The 19,165-nt window shown below is 66.9% G+C and carries 21 protein-coding genes and 2 pseudogenes; 13 read left to right on the forward strand and 10 right to left on the reverse strand.

All coding sequences use genetic code 11. The features are described from left to right. Positions 1 to 19 precede the first annotated feature (19 nt). The 3 genes from ON39_RS42150 (at position 20) to ON39_RS42160 (ending at position 3,110) form a co-directional block, all read left to right on the forward strand. Positions 20 to 1,459, forward strand: a complete 1,440-nt coding sequence (locus ON39_RS42150) for a CYTH and CHAD domain-containing protein (RefSeq protein ID WP_040742652.1) — start codon at positions 20 to 22, stop codon at positions 1,457 to 1,459. 156 nt (positions 1,460 to 1,615) lie between these two features. Then, a complete protein-coding gene (locus tag ON39_RS42155) occupies positions 1,616 to 2,122 on the forward strand; it encodes a hypothetical protein (protein ID WP_051187801.1) in 507 nt (168 codons plus the stop codon). Between the two features lie 82 nt (positions 2,123 to 2,204). Next, a complete protein-coding gene (locus ON39_RS42160) occupies positions 2,205 to 3,110 on the forward strand; it encodes an aromatic prenyltransferase (protein WP_040742653.1) in 906 nt (301 codons plus the stop codon). Positions 3,111 to 3,138: 28 nt separating this feature from the next. On the opposite strand, the gene ON39_RS42165 is transcribed toward ON39_RS42160, so the two are convergent. After that, positions 3,139 to 3,912 carry a helix-turn-helix domain-containing protein gene (locus ON39_RS42165; protein WP_211336229.1) on the reverse strand — a complete coding sequence of 258 codons (774 nt, stop codon included), beginning with the start codon at positions 3,910 to 3,912 and terminating at the stop codon, positions 3,139 to 3,141. 269 nt (positions 3,913 to 4,181) lie between these two features. On the opposite strand from ON39_RS42165, the gene ON39_RS42170 reads away from it, so the two are divergent. The 5 genes and pseudogenes from ON39_RS42170 to ON39_RS42185 all read left to right on the forward strand — a co-directional run bounded on the left by ON39_RS42170 (position 4,182) and on the right by ON39_RS42185 (position 7,914). Further along, positions 4,182 to 4,475, forward strand: a complete 294-nt coding sequence (locus ON39_RS42170; protein ID WP_255219342.1) for a hypothetical protein — start codon at positions 4,182 to 4,184, stop codon at positions 4,473 to 4,475. A 15-nt stretch (positions 4,476 to 4,490) separates the two neighbouring features. Continuing rightward, positions 4,491 to 4,748: pseudogene (locus ON39_RS51725) on the forward strand (WXG100 family type VII secretion target); the annotation flags it as partial. 195 nt (positions 4,749 to 4,943) lie between these two features. Further along, entirely contained in the window at positions 4,944 to 6,257 is a 1,314-nt protein-coding gene (locus tag ON39_RS42175) for a M91 family zinc metallopeptidase (protein WP_255219343.1), read from the forward strand. Between the two features lie 67 nt (positions 6,258 to 6,324). Then, on the forward strand, positions 6,325 to 6,918 hold the full coding sequence (locus ON39_RS42180) for a hypothetical protein (RefSeq protein WP_110293326.1): 594 nt from the start codon (positions 6,325 to 6,327) through the stop codon (positions 6,916 to 6,918). A 117-nt stretch (positions 6,919 to 7,035) separates the two neighbouring features. Then, a complete protein-coding gene (locus tag ON39_RS42185) occupies positions 7,036 to 7,914 on the forward strand; it encodes a GNAT family N-acetyltransferase (protein WP_040742658.1) in 879 nt (292 codons plus the stop codon). Positions 7,915 to 8,036: 122 nt separating this feature from the next. Here ON39_RS42185 and ON39_RS42190 read toward each other — a convergent pair whose 3' ends face one another. From ON39_RS42190 to ON39_RS42200, 3 genes are all read right to left on the reverse strand, one after another. After that, positions 8,037 to 8,762: an MFS transporter gene (locus ON39_RS42190; protein WP_083895033.1), complete on the reverse strand. Its 726-nt coding sequence runs from the start codon at positions 8,760 to 8,762 to the stop codon at positions 8,037 to 8,039. Next, positions 8,759 to 9,196 (reverse strand): MFS transporter, encoded by a 438-nt coding sequence (locus ON39_RS42195; protein ID WP_157195630.1) that lies wholly within the window; start codon positions 9,194 to 9,196, stop codon positions 8,759 to 8,761. Before ON39_RS42195 ends, ON39_RS42190 begins: the two co-directional genes overlap by 4 nt. A 104-nt stretch (positions 9,197 to 9,300) precedes the next feature. Next, complete coding sequence (locus ON39_RS42200; protein WP_040742662.1) at positions 9,301 to 9,741, reverse strand: NUDIX hydrolase; 441 nt, start codon at positions 9,739 to 9,741, stop codon at positions 9,301 to 9,303. 255 nt (positions 9,742 to 9,996) lie between these two features. On the opposite strand from ON39_RS42200, the gene ON39_RS42205 reads away from it, so the two are divergent. Further along, a complete protein-coding gene (locus ON39_RS42205; protein ID WP_211336228.1) occupies positions 9,997 to 10,455 on the forward strand; it encodes an NUDIX domain-containing protein in 459 nt (152 codons plus the stop codon). A 24-nt stretch (positions 10,456 to 10,479) separates the two neighbouring features. Here the strand turns inward: ON39_RS42205 and ON39_RS42210 are convergent, their stop codons facing one another. Next, positions 10,480 to 11,634: an acyl-CoA dehydrogenase family protein gene (locus tag ON39_RS42210; RefSeq protein WP_169335967.1), complete on the reverse strand. Its 1,155-nt coding sequence runs from the start codon at positions 11,632 to 11,634 to the stop codon at positions 10,480 to 10,482. A 38-nt stretch (positions 11,635 to 11,672) separates the two neighbouring features. Then, entirely contained in the window at positions 11,673 to 12,476 is an 804-nt protein-coding gene (locus ON39_RS51245) for a hypothetical protein (protein ID WP_040742664.1), read from the reverse strand. A 184-nt stretch (positions 12,477 to 12,660) separates the two neighbouring features. Between ON39_RS51245 and ON39_RS51615 the strand changes: the two are divergent. From ON39_RS51615 to ON39_RS42230, 3 genes and pseudogenes are all read left to right on the forward strand, one after another. Continuing rightward, positions 12,661 to 12,888: pseudogene (locus tag ON39_RS51615) on the forward strand (helix-turn-helix domain-containing protein); the annotation flags it as partial. A 108-nt stretch (positions 12,889 to 12,996) separates the two neighbouring features. After that, on the forward strand, positions 12,997 to 14,046 hold the full coding sequence (locus ON39_RS42220; RefSeq protein WP_255219344.1) for a hypothetical protein: 1,050 nt from the start codon (positions 12,997 to 12,999) through the stop codon (positions 14,044 to 14,046). Positions 14,047 to 14,827: 781 nt separating this feature from the next. Continuing rightward, the gene (locus tag ON39_RS42230) at positions 14,828 to 15,208 is read left to right on the forward strand and encodes a PLDc N-terminal domain-containing protein (protein WP_040742665.1); all 381 of its coding nucleotides are present in this window, start codon (positions 14,828 to 14,830) and stop codon (positions 15,206 to 15,208) included. 1 nt (position 15,209) lies between these two features. Here ON39_RS42230 and ON39_RS42235 read toward each other — a convergent pair whose 3' ends face one another. The 4 genes from ON39_RS42235 to ON39_RS42250 form a co-directional block, all read right to left on the reverse strand. Then, positions 15,210 to 16,217 (reverse strand): hypothetical protein, encoded by a 1,008-nt coding sequence (locus ON39_RS42235; RefSeq protein ID WP_040742667.1) that lies wholly within the window; start codon positions 16,215 to 16,217, stop codon positions 15,210 to 15,212. Positions 16,218 to 16,278: 61 nt separating this feature from the next. After that, positions 16,279 to 16,737, reverse strand: a complete 459-nt coding sequence (locus tag ON39_RS42240; protein WP_063713481.1) for a hypothetical protein — start codon at positions 16,735 to 16,737, stop codon at positions 16,279 to 16,281. 24 nt (positions 16,738 to 16,761) lie between these two features. Then, the gene (locus tag ON39_RS42245) at positions 16,762 to 17,193 is read right to left on the reverse strand and encodes an ester cyclase (protein WP_040742668.1); all 432 of its coding nucleotides are present in this window, start codon (positions 17,191 to 17,193) and stop codon (positions 16,762 to 16,764) included. A 37-nt stretch (positions 17,194 to 17,230) separates the two neighbouring features. Continuing rightward, positions 17,231 to 18,571 (reverse strand): carotenoid oxygenase family protein, encoded by a 1,341-nt coding sequence (locus ON39_RS42250; protein ID WP_040742670.1) that lies wholly within the window; start codon positions 18,569 to 18,571, stop codon positions 17,231 to 17,233. 92 nt (positions 18,572 to 18,663) lie between these two features. Here ON39_RS42250 and ON39_RS42255 point away from each other — a divergent pair. Continuing rightward, a partial coding sequence (locus ON39_RS42255; protein ID WP_040742671.1) for an ATP-binding protein occupies positions 18,664 to 19,165 on the forward strand: 502 nt, incomplete at its 3' end.

Raw genomic sequence — 19,165 nt, forward strand, 5'->3', positions numbered from 1 at the left:
GGCCGGGAACGCTATAGGGATGAAAGATGTATTGGAACGCGAAACCAAATGGGAGGTCGACCGCGAGTTCACGCTTCCGGCCATCGATGATCTCGTTCCCGGCGGGCACGTCGAGGAGACATCGGTCGAACTCACCAGCACCTATTTCGATACCGCCGAGCGCGATCTGCTCACCCATCGGCTGACGCTGCGCCGCAGGGCGGGCGACGACGAATCCGGTTGGCAGCTCAAGGTTCCGCAGGCCGACGGCCGCGTCGAGGTGACCGCCGCCTGGTCCGAAGAACTGCCGCGCGAGCTCGCCGAGGTCGTCACCGGAGCCGCGCTCGGCCGAGAACTCAACGTGGTCACCACGATTCACACTCTGCGCAACCGGCACCGGGTGCTCGGGCCGGACGGCGAGCTGATCATCGAGATCGACGACGATGTGGTGCAGACGACGCCCGTCCCAGGAGAGACGGACGCGCTCGCCTGGCGCGAGATCGAGGTCGAACTCGGCCCGCACACCGACACCATGCCGGAGATCCTGGTGGAGCGGCTCACCGAGGCGGGCGCGGCCAGGTCGAAGTATCCGTCCAAGCTGTCGCGGGTGCTGCCGCCGCCGAGTGGGCCGGCCATGCCCGGCTCGAAAGCCGAACGCGCGCTGCGCGATTACCTGACCGCGCAGATCGACGCGATCTTCGCCGGGGACGTCGCGCTGCGCCGCGGGGAGGATCCGATCCACGACACGCGCGTCGCGACCCGGCGCCTGCGCAGCACGCTGCGCGTCTTCGGCAAGCTGCTCGACCCCGCCGCCATCGACGGCGTCGCGGACGAGCTGAAGTGGTACGCCGGGCTGCTCGGCGAGGTGCGCGACTGCCACGTGCAGCGCCGTCGCCTGGCCGACAAGGTCGCCGAGCTGCCGCTCGAACTCGTGCTCGGGCCCGTGGCGGCGCGCATCGACGCGACGCTGCTCGAGCGTCAGGTCACCCGTCGCAAGGCGCTCGCGGAGGCCATGGACTCGCCGCGCTACCTCGCGCTGCTCGCCGCTCTGCGCACCTGGCAATCGCGGCCGCCGTGCACGATCGGTATCGGCAAGGGCCAGTTGGTGCGCCGGGCCGACCGCGCCGCGCACAAGGCCGACCGGCGACTCGCCGAGGCGCTGCGCGACCAGCGCGACGAGTCGCTGCACCGCGCCCGTAAGGCCGCCAAGCGCGCCCGCTACGCCGCCGAGCTGTACCAGCCGGTGCGCGCGAGCGCCAAGGCGAATATCAAGTACTACAAGAAGATTCAGAGCGTGCTCGGTGACTACAACGACGGCGTCGTGTCGGCCGCGTTCCTCTGGCGCATCGCGACCTCGGCGGGCACGACCGGCGGGGAGAACGGATTCACCTACGGCTTGCTCTACGCCAACGAGAAACACGCCGCCAAAGACGCTCGCGACAAGATCACCGCGATCGCGGGACGCCGTGAAACCGACTGATGGGCACGCTGTTTCGGATGGTTCGAGATAGTCCCGTGATGTGCTTCGGCTATTAATGCGTCATTGACAACGGGCGCATGGATGCTGAATTCTTGCCGGGTGACGGGGAATGTGCACAGCAGGCGAAAACCGCCATCGCCCGTGTTAGGAGAATTGATGACCTTGCCGCAGTTGCCCGATCCGGACATCACCCAGCTCCGGGAGGTCGCGGACCGGATCGCGACTTTGATCCAGCGCAATACCGACGGCAGCGGGGGACTACCCCGTTTCGTCGACGCGCTGCGGCAGAGCGGGCCGATCGCGGAACTGCTGATCGAGTACTCGGTGCGTTGGTTCAACGACAGCAACGGCGAGTCCGTGCTGCTCGGGCCGGAGCTGTACTGGCTGCTCACCGAGACCGTCCCGGTGGAGGACCGCGGCACCGCCGGCGAGGGGCTCGGCCCCGCGGGCCTGAACTGCCACCCGGTCACCCGCATGCGCCAGCTGCTGCTGATCTGTGTGCTGGAGAAACTGTCGACCCGGCCGTGGCGGCCGGAGACGCCCGAGCAGGCCGCGGCCATGGTCAAGCGTCGCTACAGCGACACCGCGACGCCGGTACTGCCGACGCGTTCCACACAGCCGGTCGGCGTCGAGGGCGTGATCACCACATCGCAGTTCCCGTAGCGTCTCCCGCCCGGTTGCCGGGCGCGTTATCGTAGACGCGTTCCACACCCGCACTGTCCGTGGCATTTCGAGGTGATGGTCTATGAGCGCGTCCGGCGTGACAGCGGAAATCCTTCGGCGGGACCTGCGCGAATTCGCGCGGCTGGCCGAAAGTCGTTACGACCCAGGAGTTGTCGACGCGGTGCTGGCCGCGCTGGACGGCGTGTGGGGCGACTCCTGGCTTGCCGTGCGCACCACGACGCATCCGCCGCCCGCTCGGCAGGTCAGTGTGCGGTTCATGAATCTGCCTGCGTCGGCGGATCCGGTCGGTCGGCTGCGCGCGGCCGGGCTGCTCGATTTCGCCGGGCATCCGATGGAGCAGTTGGTGTCGGCCGACGTGCCGGTGGACTGGGGTGTGGACGTCGCCATCGACCGCGGGGTGCAGAAGATCTGGCTCGTCTTCCAGGATTTGATCGAGGTTGATCGGATACTGGGCTTTCCGGGGATGCCCGCCTCGGCGCGGGCGCACGCCGAACAGTTGAGACGTTGGAGCGACGGCGAATTCGCTTTGCTGGCACTGGATTTCCTGAACCGCACGATGAATCTGTACGCGCAGATCCTGCCGCCGGGGCGGCTCGGGGCCGCCGATATCGCGGATATTCTGCGTGAGCTCGATTTCGTCGCGGCCGACGAGGACGAGTTGGCCGCGCTCGGTCGGCCGTACACGGTGTACGCGACCTTCGCGTGGAATTCGCCTCGCGTGCAACGGATTTGCTTTCCCGCGCGCTATACCGCCGAGACGTTTCCGGCGATCGATCCGGTGTTGAGCCGGTTCGTCGACGGTGCGCCGTGTGCCGGGCCGGGGCCGCACGGGTTCGCCTTCTATGCCGCGTACGGGGCGTCGGGGCGGTACTACAAGGTGCAGGCCGATTACACCTCGCCGTTGTCGCACGCGTTGCCGGGCGGAGCGGATCTGCCGGGCGGGATCGATCTGTCGCAGAACCGGTAGGTGGTCGGCGCGCGTAAAGCCTTGGGGCTCAGAGGTGTTGAAAGTCGAACGCCAGTATCTTTCCCATTCGGCGCAGGACGTCGATCTGCGCCGGATGGTAGAGATCGTTGATGGCGTCGGTGATGATGCGGCCGGCGAAGAACACTCCGCGTGGGGCGTCGGGGGCGGGCGCCTGGAGTTGCGGGTAGCGGGCCAGTAGCGTGCGAAAAGCGGGTACCAGGCGTTCGGCCAGTTCGTCGCGGGTGCGTTCGTCGGCATCCTCGGGCAGTCTCTCGAACTCGGCCGCGGCCGGGCTCGCGTAGTAGGCCGCCATCGCGTCCGCGTAGGCGTGCAGCGTCGTCGGCCCCAGCACGCGCGTCAGCACCACCAGAAACGCCCGATCGGCCTCCGGGATGTCGGCGCCGGCCGCGGCCGCGGCCAATTCGGCAGGCAGGTCCGTAGGCGTGGGCCTGCGCATGAGCAGCGCCAGCTCATCCCGAACCCGTTGCAACCGTTGAATTTTCGCCGCCAGCTCGGCATCCAGCTCCCGAAGGGCCTGCGTCGGCCGCACTTCCCCCGCCGCCATCTCCCCGATCTGCGCCAGCGAGAACCCCAGCTCGATCAGCCGCCTGATCCGCAACAACCGAACCAAATGCCCCACCCCATAACTCTTGTACCCATTCCCCTTCCGCTCCGGCTCCGCCAACAACCCCACCTCGTGATAATGCCGAACCGCCCGCAAACTGGTCCCCGCCAACTCGGCCACCTCCCGAGTACTCCACCCCAACCCACCCACCTCCTGAAATTTCGACCCTTCCCCCATCCAAAACCATGCCGCTACGTCACAGTCAACTCTCGCTGCGTCCCCCTTCGCGCCGATGCGAACCGGTTCGAAAACCTTGCGCGTCCTCGGCAGGTCGAACGCCCAAGGGTTGGGGGCGCGGTGTTTTCCGTTCCCTACTTACCCGATGGGCTTCTTTTCGGTACCCTCTCGACCAAGGGGCTCAACACGGGGGGAAGCCGATGGCTCTTGGTTCGAAAGTACAGGTGCGTCCCGCGGATTTGGCGACGCTGTCTGATCGGTGCATCGACTTGGCCATCGACCTCACAGGGGCGATCACCGAATCCGCAAGCGGTCTGACCGTCGCGACGAGGGATGCGGGGGACACCGACGGCGGCTACGCGACCACCGCCGCGCACGGGCCGTGCGCCGAGGCCGCGCACGACGCGATCGAGTCGTTGGCGGCCGTGCTCGACGCCGACGCCGAAGCGCTGATGCTGGCCGCATTCGCCTTCTCCGACGCGGACGAGTCGGCGGCACGAGCGATCGAGGCCAGTTCCTCGGCACCGACCGGTCCCAAGCCGGCGCCGCCCACACCTCGATGAACTGGGGGAGTTCGAATGTCCGAGGGCAGATGGAAGCTGTGGCACGACGCCGCATCGCTCGACGACGCGGCCCAGGCGTGGACGACGCTCGCCGACCGGCTGCAGACGACCGCTGATCGGCTGGTCTCCGAATCGAAGAACATCATCGCCGAGTGGGAAGGCGAGTCCGCCCAGTCGTACCAGGAACACCGCGGCCGAGTGGTGGCCGAGTTGGATGCCGCTCACGGCATCGCGGCGCGAGTGTCCACGGGAGTGCAGTTCATTGCCGCATCCGTCCGCATCGCGCAGGGACAACTCGACCAGTCCTGGGCCACTGTGTCGCAGATTCCACACTCGGGGAGCCCGTCGGGCGCCGTCCGATTCGAGCCGCGAAACGACGCCGAGACCGCGCTGGTCACTGCCGCCTCCGACCGCGCCATAGAGATCCGCACGCGCCTCGATAGCGAATTGGGCAGCGATAGACAGACTTTGATCGACGCGACCACGCAATGGCAGGCGATCAGCAAGACCTTCGCGCCGATCGCCCAGCATGGTGCGGACCCGTTCAAGCTGCCCGCGGATACCGACAGCGTCGGGGTGATCACGGTGGGCAACAAGACCTATGTCAACACCGGTGCGGGCGATGACGAGGTCACCATCGGCGAGGACCCGTTCAGCGACGGAAAACTGCTTACCATCAACGGAAAATCGTATGTCATACCCAAAGGCCAGGAGATCATCATTCGTACTGGCGAAGGCGCGGATCACGTCAATATCCCGCAGGGAACCCAGGTGAACTTCACGGTTCTCGGCGGCAGAGGCAACGACAGAATCAAGACCGGCGCCGGAAACGACCGCGTTCTCGGCGGAATCGGGGACGACGAGATCGAGACCGGAGACGGCCGGGACGCGGTGCTCGCGGGGATCGGACGCGACTACGTCGACGGGCAGGGCGGTAATGACCTGCTCAGCGGCGGTGCGGGCAATGACACCGTGTACGGGCTCGGTGGCGACGACCGCATCTTGGGCGGGTTGGGTCAGGACTATCTCGAGGGTGCGACCGGCAACGATGTCATCGTCGCGGGCGCGGGCAACGACATCGTGTCGGGTGGACGCGACAACGACGCACTGTACGGCGGCGCCGGAAACGATGTGTCATATGCGGGAGCGGGGACGGACTCGACCTACGGCGGAACCGGTATGGACACCTCCTACCAAGAATCCGGCGACCGCGCGGGCGGGGACACCGAGACCACCGTGACAGTGCAGCTCTCTGATCAAGCTCGGTTCATCCAGGTCGAAGGGTCGTCGGAGTTCGTGGCTCGGGTCGAGGCTGATCTGGACATGCTGCGAGCGTCGCCGACCGGTCAGCAGATGCTGGCCGAAATGCAGCGCGCGCATGACAATTCGGGATTTTTCGGTATAGGCAAGGAAGACCTCACGATCAAGGAGTACCCGCGCAACGACAACAGCTTCGCGCACGACGGTCCGCTCGGTGACAATGAAATTCGATACTCGCCACGTATGGACTCCATCAGTGACGGCCCTCCCGCAGTGGTCCTTTACCACGAGATGGCCCACGTCTACGACTACATGACCGGCAACTACGACCGCACCGTGTACACCGGAGAGGATGCGAGCGATCACGGGGACGAGCAAGGAGAACGAGTCGCGGCCGGCCTACCCGTCGACCACGACCACGACCCCAAGACTCCGGAACGCATCGATCCGGACCACCGGATCGAACTGACCGAAAACGGTATGCGCCGGGAGATGGGTGCGCCACATCGTGAACACTATTGATTCACGTGCGGTCGTGAGACGGTTCGGTGCCGGCCTCCGGGGCTGCTCTGTAAGTGCTTTGTGCGCAATGTTGCTCGTCGCGTGCGGTACCGCGCGGAATACCGGCGAGGATGCGCCGGGCCGGCTAGCGGGTGGCGTCGCGTTACCGGTCGGGGTGGCATTCGACGCCGATGTGCGGATCACGGGTGCCGACCTGACGGTCACCTGGCGCGTGGTCAACCCGAGTAGCAGCGAACTGGTGATCCCCACGCTTGTCCCGCATGAGAACACGGTGCCGCAGGGGGAGGCATATCTTGTCTCGGCCGGCGGTTACGTCGAGATTGCGCAGCGGTTCTTCGACTGGCCGGACGGAGTCGAGAATTTGGCGACGCCGCCGTCCGTGGGCGTTATGCGCGTCAGCCCGGGCGCCACAGAGTCGCGAACTATCCGCGTGCCCCGGCCCCTGATGGGCTACCACCCTTTCGGAGATGCCTTCTACGACGGTCCGCCCAAGCTGCCGTCGGACCCGGCGGGCGTCGTCTTCTGTCTCGGCGTGGTGCCCCAGCCGTACCCGCCCGCGCTGGGACTGCACGAATCGAACGGTGTAGAGATCGCCGTTCATGGGCGAGTTCCCTACGCAGCGCAGCACCGCTTCTGCACGGAGCCAATGACTTTCAAGTGATCGGAGACGGGATCACGTCGGCCCTTTAGGCGATTGAGGCCGGTTCGGCAGGGCGGGGCGTTCGGCTGCTCTGGAAATCAGTTTCCGTCCGGGGCGAGTTGTTCGTACCGTGAACGGATGGATCGCGCAGACGTCAGGTTGATGCACGCCGATGATCTACCCAACGCCGAGCGCGCTTCCGACGCGGTCTTTCTCGACAGTGACCGGCGTGACCGGCGAGTGAGCGAACCCGAGCCCGAACCTCGATCGGCGGAGGCGTCCGAGCGGTGGATCGACCGGATGCGCTACTTCCTCGAGGGCGACCCGCACGGCTGCTGGGTCGCGGTCGACGGCGAGCAGGTCGTCGGATTCGCGATCTCGCAGAACCGAGATCGTCTGTGGTACTTGGCAACCTACGGCGTCCTGCCGGACCGGCAGGGTCAGGGCATCGGTAAACGACTCCTCGACGCCGTCCTGACCCATGCCGACGGACGTCCCGGAATGTTCTCCTCCACAGTGCATCCCGGCGCCACGCGGCGCTATCGCTTGGCCGGGTTCTCGCTGAACCCCCAAATGCGCATGGTAGGCACCGTCAATCGCTCCGCCCTCCCGGCAGTGCCCCGACTGTCCGACGGATCGGCCGATGATTTCGACTGGATGGACCGGCTGGATCGGCGGCTTCGAGGCGCCGGCCACGGACCCGACCACCAGCAATTACTGCACAACCACCGCCTCGTCGTGTCCAGCGACGCCGGCCGGCGAGGATACGTCTACCTCGATGACCGAGGCCGTCCGATGCTGCTCGCCGCCGCTGACCGCCGCACCGCTGAAGATCTACTCTGGGAAGCGCTCGCCTCCGCACGAGCGGACACGCTCGTCAACTGCATCACCACGGCCAACGAGTGGGCAATAGACGTCGGATTGGCAGCCGGACTCCACATAGGCCAAGAGGGCTATCTCGCCATCCGCGACATGCCCACCCCCGCACCCTATCTGGCGAGCGGACAGTTCCTCTGAGAACGGAGAGGCACAGCTCGATGTTCCTCCCTGGGGGGAGCGCCGGTCGACCGTCGAAGAAGGTAGCGGTCATGAGTTGCCAACCGCCGCTGAAGGAACGAAGACATGATTCGGTCGACGCTTCATGGCTTGCTCGTGCACAGCAGGAGAACGAACGGTATGGCCAGGGCCGCCAAGGCTAGTAGCACCGGTCGCGGGCCGGTCAGGTCGATGAGCGTGCCTGCGATGGAAAGGGCGAGCACGCGGACGGTGGCCGTCGCGGCGGTGTTCGAGGTGATCACCCTGCCGCGCAAGGCATTCGGGGTGATGCGCTGGCGGATCGTCGCTACGACGATGAAGCCCAGGGCCGAGGCGCCGTCGATGATCAGCACCGTCGCCGCGAGCCACAGCGGTGCGTCGAATCCTGCGAGCATGCCGACCGCGGCACCGTTGACCGCCAGCACCGCCGCCAGCAGCAGCGGCCATCTGGCGGTGTCGCAGTGCCGGGCGAGGACAAAACTGCTGATGAGGCCGCCTATACCAGAGGCGGAGACGATGAGGCCCGTTGTGAGTGGTGCCAGGTGCAGTTCGTCGTCGGACCGGACCAGCAGCGGCAGGAACGCCGCCGCGGCAAGGAGATTCAGGTAGCACGCGCTCGCCAGGAGCACGGTCTGTGCGCGGTCTCGCCGCACCAGCCGCAGACCGGCCAGCACCGACTCGTCGCTGCCGGATTTCGCGGGCGCTGGAGTGTCTTGTGGCAACCGGGCCAACAGTAGCGCGGAGATCACGAAGCTCGCCGCGTTGGCCGCGAAGGCCACCAGCGGTCCCAGCGATTGCAGCAGCCAGCCCCCGACGGCCGGACCCGTCAGTGTCGCCGCGGCATCGGCGCCCTCGGCTGACCGTTGGCGCGCATGAGATCCCGGTCCGCCACCAGGCTGGGCAGGTAGCTGCCCGCAGCGGTGTGGAACACCGCGTCGCCGACGCCGGCCATGAGCGCGAGCAGCATCAGCGGCACCAGCCGGGCCCCGCCGACCAACACCTCCGCCCCGATCACGACATACACGACCGCACGGACGAGGTCGGCGGTCACCATCAAACGCTTACCTTCACGGCGATCCACCAGAGCACCCACCTGCAGCGCCGCCAAAACCTGCGGCAGTTGCCCCGCCGCGCCGACCACCCCCGCCGTGACCGCGGACCCGGAAGCCGCGAGCACTGCCAGTGGCAGCACGAAGTCGGTGACGCGGTCGCCGAGAATGCTCAACGCCCGCGCGGCGAGAAAGTACCGCAGCGGTTTTCGCACCGACGCATCGTGCCGTGAGCACCGCACCTCCGCCACCGCAGAGTCGACTATATGACAGTTCCCCGGTGCGCGGCTGGATCTACCGGCACCTGCCCCGCAGGCGATCAAGCAGTCCGATACCGGTGCAGTACTTCCTTCACTGCTTCGGTGACCGGTGGCTCTTCGGCCAGGCTGGTCCAGGTGTAGGCGTCGTGTTCGGTCAACTCGACCGGTTCGGGATCGATCACGTCGACGATGAAGTTGAACTGCCGGCTTTTGTTGCCGCTTCCGGACTGATAGTCGAACTCGCCCAAATACTTTCGGATACTGGCGATGTCGAGACCGGTTTCCTCTTTCACCTCCCTGATCAGGGCGTTGTCGAGGGCTTCACCTGGATCGACCTTGCCACTGGGCAACTCCCAGATCCCGCCCATGAAGTCGTCGGCAGGTCGTTGCAGCAGTAGGACTTTGCCGTCGTGTGCGACGACAGCGCCGACCACGAGTTGTTGCACCTGGTCGCGTTCGGCTTCGCTGGTAAGTGTCTCCAGCAGTGTGGACTCGATCATCGATCTTCATCCTTTCAACTCGGTGTGATGCTCGGCGACTTTGCGGATGGCTTCGGTGTAACGGTCGACCACGGCAGCACGAGGTCGGTGACGCGGTCACCGATAATGCTCAACGCCCGCGCGGCGAGAAAATACCGCTGCGGTTCTCGCGCCGACGCATCGTGGCGTGACCACCGCGTGGCTAAGGTCTGATCGGTGATGACATCGGATCCCTCTTCTCGATCCGTCGCTGGTGTCTTGCCTGTCGAGCAGTACGTGGCGGGGTTGCCGCGCAAGCGGATGGCCGCTGGAGTGTTGTTTCGAGACGGCGCGGATCGGGTGCTGTTGGTTCAGCCGTCTTACAAGCCGAACTTCGAGATTCCTGGCGGTGCGGTGGAGGCGGACGAGTCACCCTGGGCGACAGCGCAGCGCGAGGTCCGGGAGGAGATCGGCTGTGACTACCCGCTTGGCCGACTATTGGTGGTCGACTATGTGCGCCCGCAGGATTCGCGTCCGGAAGGTGTGGTCTTCGTTTTCGATGGGGGACAGCTCACCGAGGACGACGTGGCCGCAATGGTTTTCGCCGAGTCCGAAATAGTGTCCGCAGACTTTCACACGATGGCGGAAGCCCGCGGCAAGGTGAAGCCTTTGCTGGCAGATCGGCTCGAGTCAGCCCTGGACGCGATACGGCTGGGCACGACCGTGATCTGCGAGCAGGGACGGCGAATCGCTTGATACCTTCCCTTCAATCGATCAAACCTAGACCGATAGCGCCCCGAATGGGTAAGGCGTGGACTCCGCCGCGTTCGGATGCGCGGTGTGTCGCTTCCCGGCGGCCCGGTAGAGGCTGTCGTGGATTCCGTCGGCATACAGCAGACCGTTGAGGTCTCGCCGCACCTTGGCCACATGGCTATCGGACCGGAAGCCGGAAGCTCCGAGCAGCAACGTCAGCTCGGCGGCGACCTGATTGGCTGTGTCGATCCCATGTGCCTTCATCACCGCGCCCCAGCGTTCGGCGTGCGCGTTTCCGGCCTCGGCCATATGGGCGGCGATGACGGTGCCGAGGAGTGCGGTGGTGAGCTGAGCGTGTGCGCGCCCTACCGTGGCCAGTGCGGAGTCCCATAGCCGCGCCACCTCGCCTGAGGTGTAGCGACTCGTGAGGTTCGCGACTACCTGGTCGAAGACCGCTGCCGCGCCACCCAAGGCCGTGGCCGCGACCAGCGGCCGGTAGCCCGCGAAATGCCTGCGTAGCAATACCATTGCATCTCCACTCAGCACGTCGTCGGCGCGAATCGGTACGCATTCGAGGTCGAGGGTTCCCCAAGACCAGCCCGCGAGCCCGGCAGGAGTTATGAGCTGTCGGCGCAGTCCAGGCTCGACGGCATCCACAGCGGCCGCGACAAGATGCCCGTCCGGAGTGCGGAAGGACACCACGAACACCACGGCCTCGGTAAGTCGGCTGATCCAGGTTTTGCGGCCCGAGACCAACCAGGTGCCGTCGGGTGCGACGACGGCACACGTCCGTGCGGCTGCTGGTCGAGAACCTCCATGCGGTTCGGTCATGGCGATCCCGGCAAGTCCGCCAGACATCAACCGGTTCATCCAGCGATGCTGCGTTGCTTTACTACCGTGACGTGCGATCAGCGCTCCGTGCCCGAGACCGGTGGCATCGCGGAGATCGATATCCCGGTAGCCGCAAACGAACTGTGTCAGCAATGCGAAAAGTGCTGGGTCGGTGCCGGCGTCGAGGTGGCCGCGGTTGGCCAGCTCGACACGAATGCTGCGCAGGCGATCGCTGCGTTGCGCGCCGGCAGGCAGTTGCGGCCCGAGCGGGAAGGAATCGAGAACGTTATCCAGTTCGGCCTCCAAGAATGCGAGACGTTCCCAGTCGAGGCGATCGGCGGGGTCGAGCACACCCCGCAGCGGTCGCAGCCAGGTGCTGACTGCCGTGCTCATCGGACTTGTCCCTGCACTCGTGCGGGGTGACCATATGCCATGGCACCGGCAGGCACGTCGTGGGTGACCAGCGAACCAGCTCCGACGAGTGCATGGTCGCCGATTCGGACCCCGGCCATGATGACCGAGCCGCTGCCGACTTTGGCCGCCGTGCCGAATCGCGGTGCCAGCAGACGAGGTTCGCGCTTCGGGTTTCGCCAGGTCAAAGTCTTGTCGTTGATGGTGCGAACCCCCGCACCCAGGAACACGCGGTCGGACAGCACCGTGGAGCTGGTGATGTGCGAGCCTGGCGAACAGCGCACATCGTCACCGATGTGTGTGTCGCGTTCGACGACCAGATGGTGGCCGAGCTGGGTCTGCGCGCCCACCTGCACACTGGTACGCAGCAGCGTGTGATGCCCCCCCACCGTCTCGAAGCCGACATGGACATCGGCATAGATGATCGCGCCACACCGAACGACGGCACCGCCACCGATCATCGTCGGCGCGCCGGCCCCTGAGTAGGCTCGCCCGACCGCGTATCCGAGCTCGAGCTTGCCGACGATGGCCTGCCCTTCGATTCGAGCATGCTCGGCCAGTGTGGTTCCACCGTAAACGATTGCGAATGCTCCGATCACCGCACCGCGGCCCACTACGACCGACCGCACCGTTCCTAGCTCGTCGGTCGGCACGAAGACCGCAAACCTGCTGATCTGCGCATCCCCCTCGATTTGTAGTAGACCGGCACGGTCGAGCTGGCTGGCGGTCATCTCGCGCGGAAGAAGTGGATTCGTCGTTGAGCGTGTCAGGGATATGGTCATCGCTGTGCCTCCACTGCGGCAGGGACGGTTGGCTGCCGTAGCTTCTCCAGGACACGGGAACTCCCCAGGGCAAACCAGAGGCATTGCCGGACATGACATCTCGTTTGCACAGGATGCGATTAGGCTGGTATCGGTGCTGGTCGGCTCGTAACATCGATATCCCGCCTTGAACAGGAACACCGGCGTGGACCAGCCTGACGCTCTCTGGGACACTCCAGCCGTCCGCGCCGCGATCTGCACCGGCGAATACGGCGCGATCGTCCGCGCTGTCCGACAGGCCAACAAGCTGACCCTCGCCGACCTCGCCGAACTATGCAGCTATTCGGTCTCCACCGTTTCGCGGTTGGAACGAGGCAAGCAGCAGCTCAGCGACGTTCGAGTCCTTCGAAGGCTCGCCGGCGCACTCGGGATTCCGGTGCAGTTGCTCGGATTGTCCGACACGATCGGACTGCCGGTGCACAGGAGCCACCAGGCAGCTAGGGTCGGCGTCAACCCAGCGTCGGACGAGGAGACAGATCCCATGCGGCGTCGCACGCTACTGGCCGGGCTGACGAGTGTCGCGGGGGCAGCCGCCCTCGGCGCACCCCGGGTCCTGTCAGCCCGCGCGCTGCCGCTTGGACGACTCGAACAAGTACTACTGCTTCCACCAACTGATGGCACCCCGATCGGCCTGACTCGCCTGACACAGGAGTTGGACGCCGCCCAAACCATCTTCGACCTCGGCCGCTACTCGGACGTCGCCGCACGGTTGCCAGGCTTGCTGTCCGCCGCGTACGCGACCCGCGAAGCGGCCCATGGAGACGGCGCCGGCGCGACCGATGTTCTCCTCAGCAAGGCATACTCCCTCGCCTCCAGACTGATGGTCAGACTCGGCAACGATCAACTGGCTTGGACCACCGCCGACCGCGCCGTACATACCGCATACGCCGGCGACGACGTCCTCGCCCAAGCATCAGCCCGGCGTGTCTGGGCAATAGTGCTGCGACGTGCCGGATACTCGGCCACCGCCCAGCAGGTCATCATCGACACGGCTACCGCACTCCAGCCCGAACTCGTCCGCGGCGTGCCATACCTCGCGGCATACGGATCCTTACTGTCCACCGCCGCCTATACCGCCGCTGTCGACGGCGATCGACAGACCGCACGCACGCTGATCGGCGAGGCTATCGACACTGCGACCAGGATTGACGGCACCCGACAGGCACGTACATCTTTCAACCCGATGGCCGTCGATTTGTACCGCATCAGCATGGCCAGAGTCCTGGGCGACTTCGGAACCGCGATCGAAGCAGCGAAGCGAATCAACCCCGCGGACATCCCGAAACCGGAAAGCCGCGCCCGCTACTGGTCCGACGTCGCTCGAGCATTTCACCAATGGGGCAAACCCGAAGAGTGCTTCCGAGCGCTCCTGGCCGCCGAACACGCCTCGCCCGACGAAGTCCGCTACCGCAAGCCGATACAGCAGATCACCGCCAGCCTGTTGCACCAGCCGGCCGCTGGGGTAATGCCCGGTCTGCAAGCCTTCGCCAAGCGCACCGGCGCGACCGATGTCCCGAACCGCCAGATCTAGGAGTTGCGAGCGCGGTATTCATTCGGTGCATTTCGGCACGGAATGTCGGGGGTGATCTGGGGGACTACCCGGATGTTGGTGGTGGGCTCGGTGGAGGACGATCGGGGGGACTGCTGACTTGGAGGGGGAGCGATGGGGTGGAAGATCGGGAGGGGTGGGTTGATGGTGGGGGTGGGGGTGGCTTCGGTGGTTTTTGTGGTGGGGACTGTGGTGCAGGGGTTTGTGATTGTGAATCGGGAGACGTTGGGGGAGATGATGGTGTTGGCGGGGGCGGATCCTGGTGGGGCGGACGGGTTTTTGGTGGGGTTTCGGGTGGTGGGGTGTGTGTATGCGGTGGGGAACGCGGTGGGGGTGCTGGCGCTGTGGCGTCGGCCCTGGGGGTGGTTGTTCTGGGTCGTGTTGGGGGTCAATGGGACTCAGGCGGTGGGGTTGATTGTGGTGCCGCCGGAGATGTTCGCGGCGGCTCGGGCGGAGTTCGGGTGGGTGGGGGTGTTGCCGTCGTTGGTGACTGATGGGGGTGCGGCGATTGTCGCGGTTGTGCTGCTGGGGGTTTTAGCGGTGACGCGTCGGCCGTGGGGGCAGCCGAAGGACCCGCGCGGGGGAGCGCGAACTGTGCTGGTCCGATAAGGTGCTACTGCGCGGCCGCGGGGGTTGAGCGGGGCCGCTTGGTATTCAGCAAGTGCCAGTTGCGGGCAGGGTCTGCCCGGACCGGTTGGGGGAGATTCGCCGCGAATCGCCGCACGGACAGGTCGTCGACTGGCATGCGGACGAGGAGAGAGCGATGCCGTACGCGATCGTGGGTCTGCTGACCCTTGCCCTGTGGGTCTACTGCCTGATCGACATCATCACCTGCCCGGACGCGGGCATTCGCCACCTGCCGAAGGTGGGCTGGCTGATCGTGGTCATCCTGCTGCCGACGGTCGGCGCGCTGCTGTGGCTGATCGTCGGCCGCCCGCTGCACGAGGGCGGCCCGCGCTCGACGACCAGCTATTCGGAGTACGACCGTCCCGGCCGCTACGTCGCCCAGGACCCGGAGGCCGACGCCGCCTTCCTGGCGGGCCTGCGCGCGCGGGCCGAGCAGCAACGCGCGGAGGCCCGCCGTCAGGAGGCGGAGCGGCAGCGCGCACTGGACGAGCGTCGCGAGCGGGGCGAGCAGCTGTAAGCTACGACGCCGGTCGGCTCCACCGCCGCGCCAGCTCGTCGAGCCGATCGCGGATGCGCCGAATCCGCTTGTCCGACGCGGTGTTCGGCCAGAACAGCGAGACCGAGAGCGGGTCGAGCGGCGCGTGCGCGGGATGCGGCACGTCCGCCCGCAGCACGCCGCCGAGCTCGGCTCCGTAGCCGAGGTCCACGACGATGCGGTCGGTGCGATACTCGACGCGATCGACCACCGGCCGCACGGCGAGCGCGGCGAGTTCGGGCGTCACGCGCAGCAGCACGGCGGGCGCGAGCCCGACGATGACCGTGGCCGCGGCGACCGTCGGGCAGGCCACGAGCACCCGGCTGAGCACGGTCCAGCCGACCGCGAACGCGCGCGATCCGCGCGCGGGCAACCGGCGCGCGATCGCCTCGCCGATGGCGTTCAGGCCGAGCCCGGCGAGCAACGCCCGCTCGATCCACACCACGGGCAGGTTGTAGAGCCGAAACACCAACTGCCAGAACGCCGCCCGCCCCTGCACCCGCTGCGCGAGCCGATGGGCGAGCACCGCCTCCAATTCCCGGGGTGGGAGCCGCAGCGCGTCCGGAGCCACGACGAGCATCCGATCGGGAACCACAAAGCGCCTGTCGCTCTCCGGTATCCACAGCGAGCAGGACGCGGCGTCCACACCGGCCTGGCGCGTGACCCGCGCCCACGCCGAGTTCAGCGCGGCCCGCTCCTCGTCGGTCGGCGTCCGCAGCCGCGAGAGTCGCGACAACCATTTCCCTTCCGCGCCACGGAAATACACCGCACCCGCGCAGACGCACACCACGAACCAGACCACGGCCAGCACGCCGGGAGCGCCGAGGCCCAGCGCGCGCCCGAGCCCGTAGAGCAACACGGTCAGCGGCGCGGCGGACGGCAGCGCCGACAACAACAGCACGATCCACGCCCGCACCCGGTCGGCGGTCGACCGCCGGGCAACAGCAGTTCCGCCGGGGTAATTCGCCTGGGCGATCACTTCGGAGGTCATGCCCGACCGTACAGCGGATCGGGGCCGCACCGGTAAACCGCCGAGGCCCGGGGAGCGGCCGTCACTGCTCGGGAAGTGTGCCCTGACCAGTGTCGTTGTGATCGATCGCGGGCGGGGTGCGTCGATGCGGTGAGGCGTCCGTCTCACTTCGGCCGCGTCCGGGCGCGCTCGGCCCGTAGCGCTTGCGCAGCAGGTGATGCACGACCGCGACGACGACCGCGGACGCGACGACGAGCCCGGCGAGAACGGGGTGCATGTCCTTGGACAGACTCCGCGCCGGGTCGGGCCGGAGCGCCCAGATCCCCAGCGGCACAGCGTAAGCCACGGCGAGCAGCCCGGCCCACGGGCGGAGCGCGCGCAACCGCGCATCCCGCAGCACGCCGACCACCACGAGCGTGACCGGCGCCACGGCCACCATGGCGAACTGACCCACGATCAGGACGGGCACGGCCCAAGCCGAAACTATGACCGACCGCGCGGCGGGGTAGTCGCGGGCGACGATCGGGGAAGCGGTGAACACGATCTTCTCCTCACTATCGGATATCTAGGAGCGAACGCCGAGGCTGGACAGCAGAACGTGGATGTCGGAGTTGATCCAGTACTCGACGATGCGGCCCGCCTCGACGCGAAGAATGTCCGTGCCGGTGAATCGGACCGCGGTACCGGTCGGCGCGGTCGCCCCCGGAAATCCGGAGCCGTAGGTCCCGACCGCGATCCAGCGGAGCGCGAGATGGTCGCGATCGGCAATCGGCCCGACCTGCACGGTGAACACCAACTCGGTGAACGAGGCCCTGACCTCCCCGATCCAGTCGACCAAACCGCCCGGCCCCCGCACCACTAGTTCACCGCCGCCCATCGCCGCGGCGTGCACCTGGAAATCCGCGCCGACGATGTCGCCGACACCGACGTAGTCGCCGTTCCACAGGGACATCCACCCGTCGAGGAGCCGTTGGTGTGCGGCGTTATCTGACGTCATCTCGAACCTTTCGAATTGTCTTGTGTGGTAATCGGACTCAGCCCAGTTCCGGAATCCAGTGCCCGTGGATCCCCGCCGGCACCCGCTGCGGCAGATCGACCGCCGCGATGGCCGGCTTGGCCAGGTCCGACGCGTCCATCACGAGCAGTTGCGAACTGTCGGTCGAGATGTCGCTGACGATGGTCAGCAGATAGCCGTCGTCCTCGCGGGTCGCGCCCGCGGCGGGCACGAAGACCGCCTCACCGGGCATGCGGCCGTGCCCGTGCGCGAACAGTTGCCGCTGCCCGGTCCCGGTGTCGAACTTGACGGTGTGATAGCCGTCGAGCCCGGCGCCGGGAAAGCCGATGGCGTAGCTGTAGCGATTCCGCTCGCCGGTGAAGTCGTCGTTGATGGCGGGGAACTCGGTCACCAGGTCGTCGAGCGCCTCCTCGGTGACCTGGCCGGTGGCCGGGTCGAGAATCCAGCGATGCATGGTCGTGCCGGTGCTCGGGGTGGGCGGGTAGCCCGGCGCGCCGACCCACCATTTCCACGAGGTCTCCCAGGCCGCGCGGTCGAAGCGCGGGCACTCCAGCACCACGCGGCCCCGCTCGTCGACGTAGGAGTTGGCGACGTGCAGGATCGCGCCGGGGTTGTCCACCTCGAACCAGGTGATCTCCGCCCACCCGTGCCGCGGCAGCACGCCGAGGCGAAACGGCGCGTCGTCGTGCCAGCGGTAGGGGATGCCGGAGTGCTCCTCGGCGTCGAAAACGACTGGGGAGTGCAGGAATACGGCGTGCTCGCGGGTGATCGCGAAGTCGTGCATGAGCGAGGGGCCCGCGCCGTCGATGGTGGTCGCCCGGATGATCTCCCCGCCGGCGTCGGCCACGTAGTAGATCAGATAGGGCGGAAAAGGGCTGTAGGAGAAGAAGTGCAGCTCGCCGGTGAGCGGATCGACCTTCGGGTGCGCGGTCATCGAGGTGGTCAGCTTGCCGCCGAAGTCGTGCACGCCCACGGTGTCCAGCTCGTCGGTCACCTCCCACGGCAGGTTGGCCTCCTGCAGCGCGAGGTAGCGGCCGCCGTGGAAGATGATGTTGGTGGCGGCCGCGCTGACGTCGAGTTCGGTTCCGGTGAACGGCTTTCCGTCCAGGAACGGCGTCTTCACCCAGCGGTTGCGGTACCACTCGGCCCGGCCGCCCGCCAGCCGGATGCCGTGCAGCATGCCCGCGCCGCGGAACCAATGTGTCGGCGTGACACCGGGTTTGGGGTTGTGCCCGTTGCGGAAGTAGCGCCCGTCGAGCTCCGGCGGCAGCGTGCCGTGCACGGTCAGCTCATGCGCGGTGAGTTCGTCGGCGGTCGGTGCGTAGTGGCCGCTGATGTACGGCATGGCTCGCGTTTCCATGCCGTTCAGTCTCGGTCGGGGCGGGGCCGGTTCGCGTCGGTGATTCCTACCTAGACGTGGCACCTAGGCGATGGGCGCGCAAGGATCTAACCGTGAGTTATCTGGTCGGACGATCCGAGGAGACCGCGCGACTGCTCGCGCTCCTGCACGAGGCGCGCGAATCCCGCGGCGGCGCGGTGGTCCTGCTCGGCGAGGCGGGAATCGGCAAGAGCGCCCTCCTGGATCACCTGGCCAAGGCCTCCTCCGGCTTCCTGGTGATGCGCGCCTCCGGCGCCGAATTCGAGACCGAGCTGCCCTATTCGGCGCTGCATCAGCTGTGCGCCCCGGTGCTCGAACACCTCGACGCCCTGCCCGGCCGGCACCGCACGGCATTGCGGATCGCGTTCGGCATGCAGACCGGCACGCCCGATCCGTTCCTGGCCGGCGCGGCCACCCTCGGCCTGCTGGTCGAGCACGATCGGCCGCTGCTGTGCCTCATCGATGACGCGCAGTGGCTCGATCACGCCTCCGCGCGCGCACTGGCGTTCGCGGCCCGCCGGATCGGCGCCGAACGGGTGGCGCTGGTCTTCGCCGCCCGCACGGGCACCGGCGAGC

Origin of the sequence: Nocardia tenerifensis NBRC 101015, from assembly GCF_000308715.1 — a bacterium.
GTDB classification, from domain to species: Bacteria; Actinomycetota; Actinomycetes; order Mycobacteriales; family Mycobacteriaceae; genus Nocardia; species Nocardia tenerifensis.

What these genes read in the sequence shown, in the direction of transcription:
- ON39_RS42150 (WP_040742652.1), top strand. Translation starts at nt 20, where the DNA reads ATGAAAGATGTATTGGAACGCGAAACCAAATGGGAGGTCGACCGCGAG.
- ON39_RS42155 (WP_051187801.1), top strand. Translation starts at nt 1,616, where the DNA reads ATGACCTTGCCGCAGTTGCCCGATCCGGACATCACCCAGCTCCGGGAG.
- ON39_RS42160 (WP_040742653.1), top strand. Translation starts at nt 2,205, where the DNA reads ATGAGCGCGTCCGGCGTGACAGCGGAAATCCTTCGGCGGGACCTGCGC.
- ON39_RS42165 (WP_211336229.1), bottom strand. Translation starts at nt 3,912, where the DNA reads ATGGGGGAAGGGTCGAAATTTCAGGAGGTGGGTGGGTTGGGGTGGAGT.
- ON39_RS42180 (WP_110293326.1), top strand. Translation starts at nt 6,325, where the DNA reads ATGTTGCTCGTCGCGTGCGGTACCGCGCGGAATACCGGCGAGGATGCG.
- ON39_RS42185 (WP_040742658.1), top strand. Translation starts at nt 7,036, where the DNA reads ATGGATCGCGCAGACGTCAGGTTGATGCACGCCGATGATCTACCCAAC.
- ON39_RS42200 (WP_040742662.1), bottom strand. Translation starts at nt 9,741, where the DNA reads ATGATCGAGTCCACACTGCTGGAGACACTTACCAGCGAAGCCGAACGC.
- ON39_RS51245 (WP_040742664.1), bottom strand. Translation starts at nt 12,476, where the DNA reads ATGACCATATCCCTGACACGCTCAACGACGAATCCACTTCTTCCGCGC.
- ON39_RS42220 (WP_255219344.1), top strand. Translation starts at nt 12,997, where the DNA reads ATGCGGCGTCGCACGCTACTGGCCGGGCTGACGAGTGTCGCGGGGGCA.
- ON39_RS42230 (WP_040742665.1), top strand. Translation starts at nt 14,828, where the DNA reads ATGCCGTACGCGATCGTGGGTCTGCTGACCCTTGCCCTGTGGGTCTAC.
- ON39_RS42235 (WP_040742667.1), bottom strand. Translation starts at nt 16,217, where the DNA reads ATGACCTCCGAAGTGATCGCCCAGGCGAATTACCCCGGCGGAACTGCT.
- ON39_RS42245 (WP_040742668.1), bottom strand. Translation starts at nt 17,193, where the DNA reads ATGACGTCAGATAACGCCGCACACCAACGGCTCCTCGACGGGTGGATG.
- ON39_RS42250 (WP_040742670.1), bottom strand. Translation starts at nt 18,571, where the DNA reads ATGGAAACGCGAGCCATGCCGTACATCAGCGGCCACTACGCACCGACC.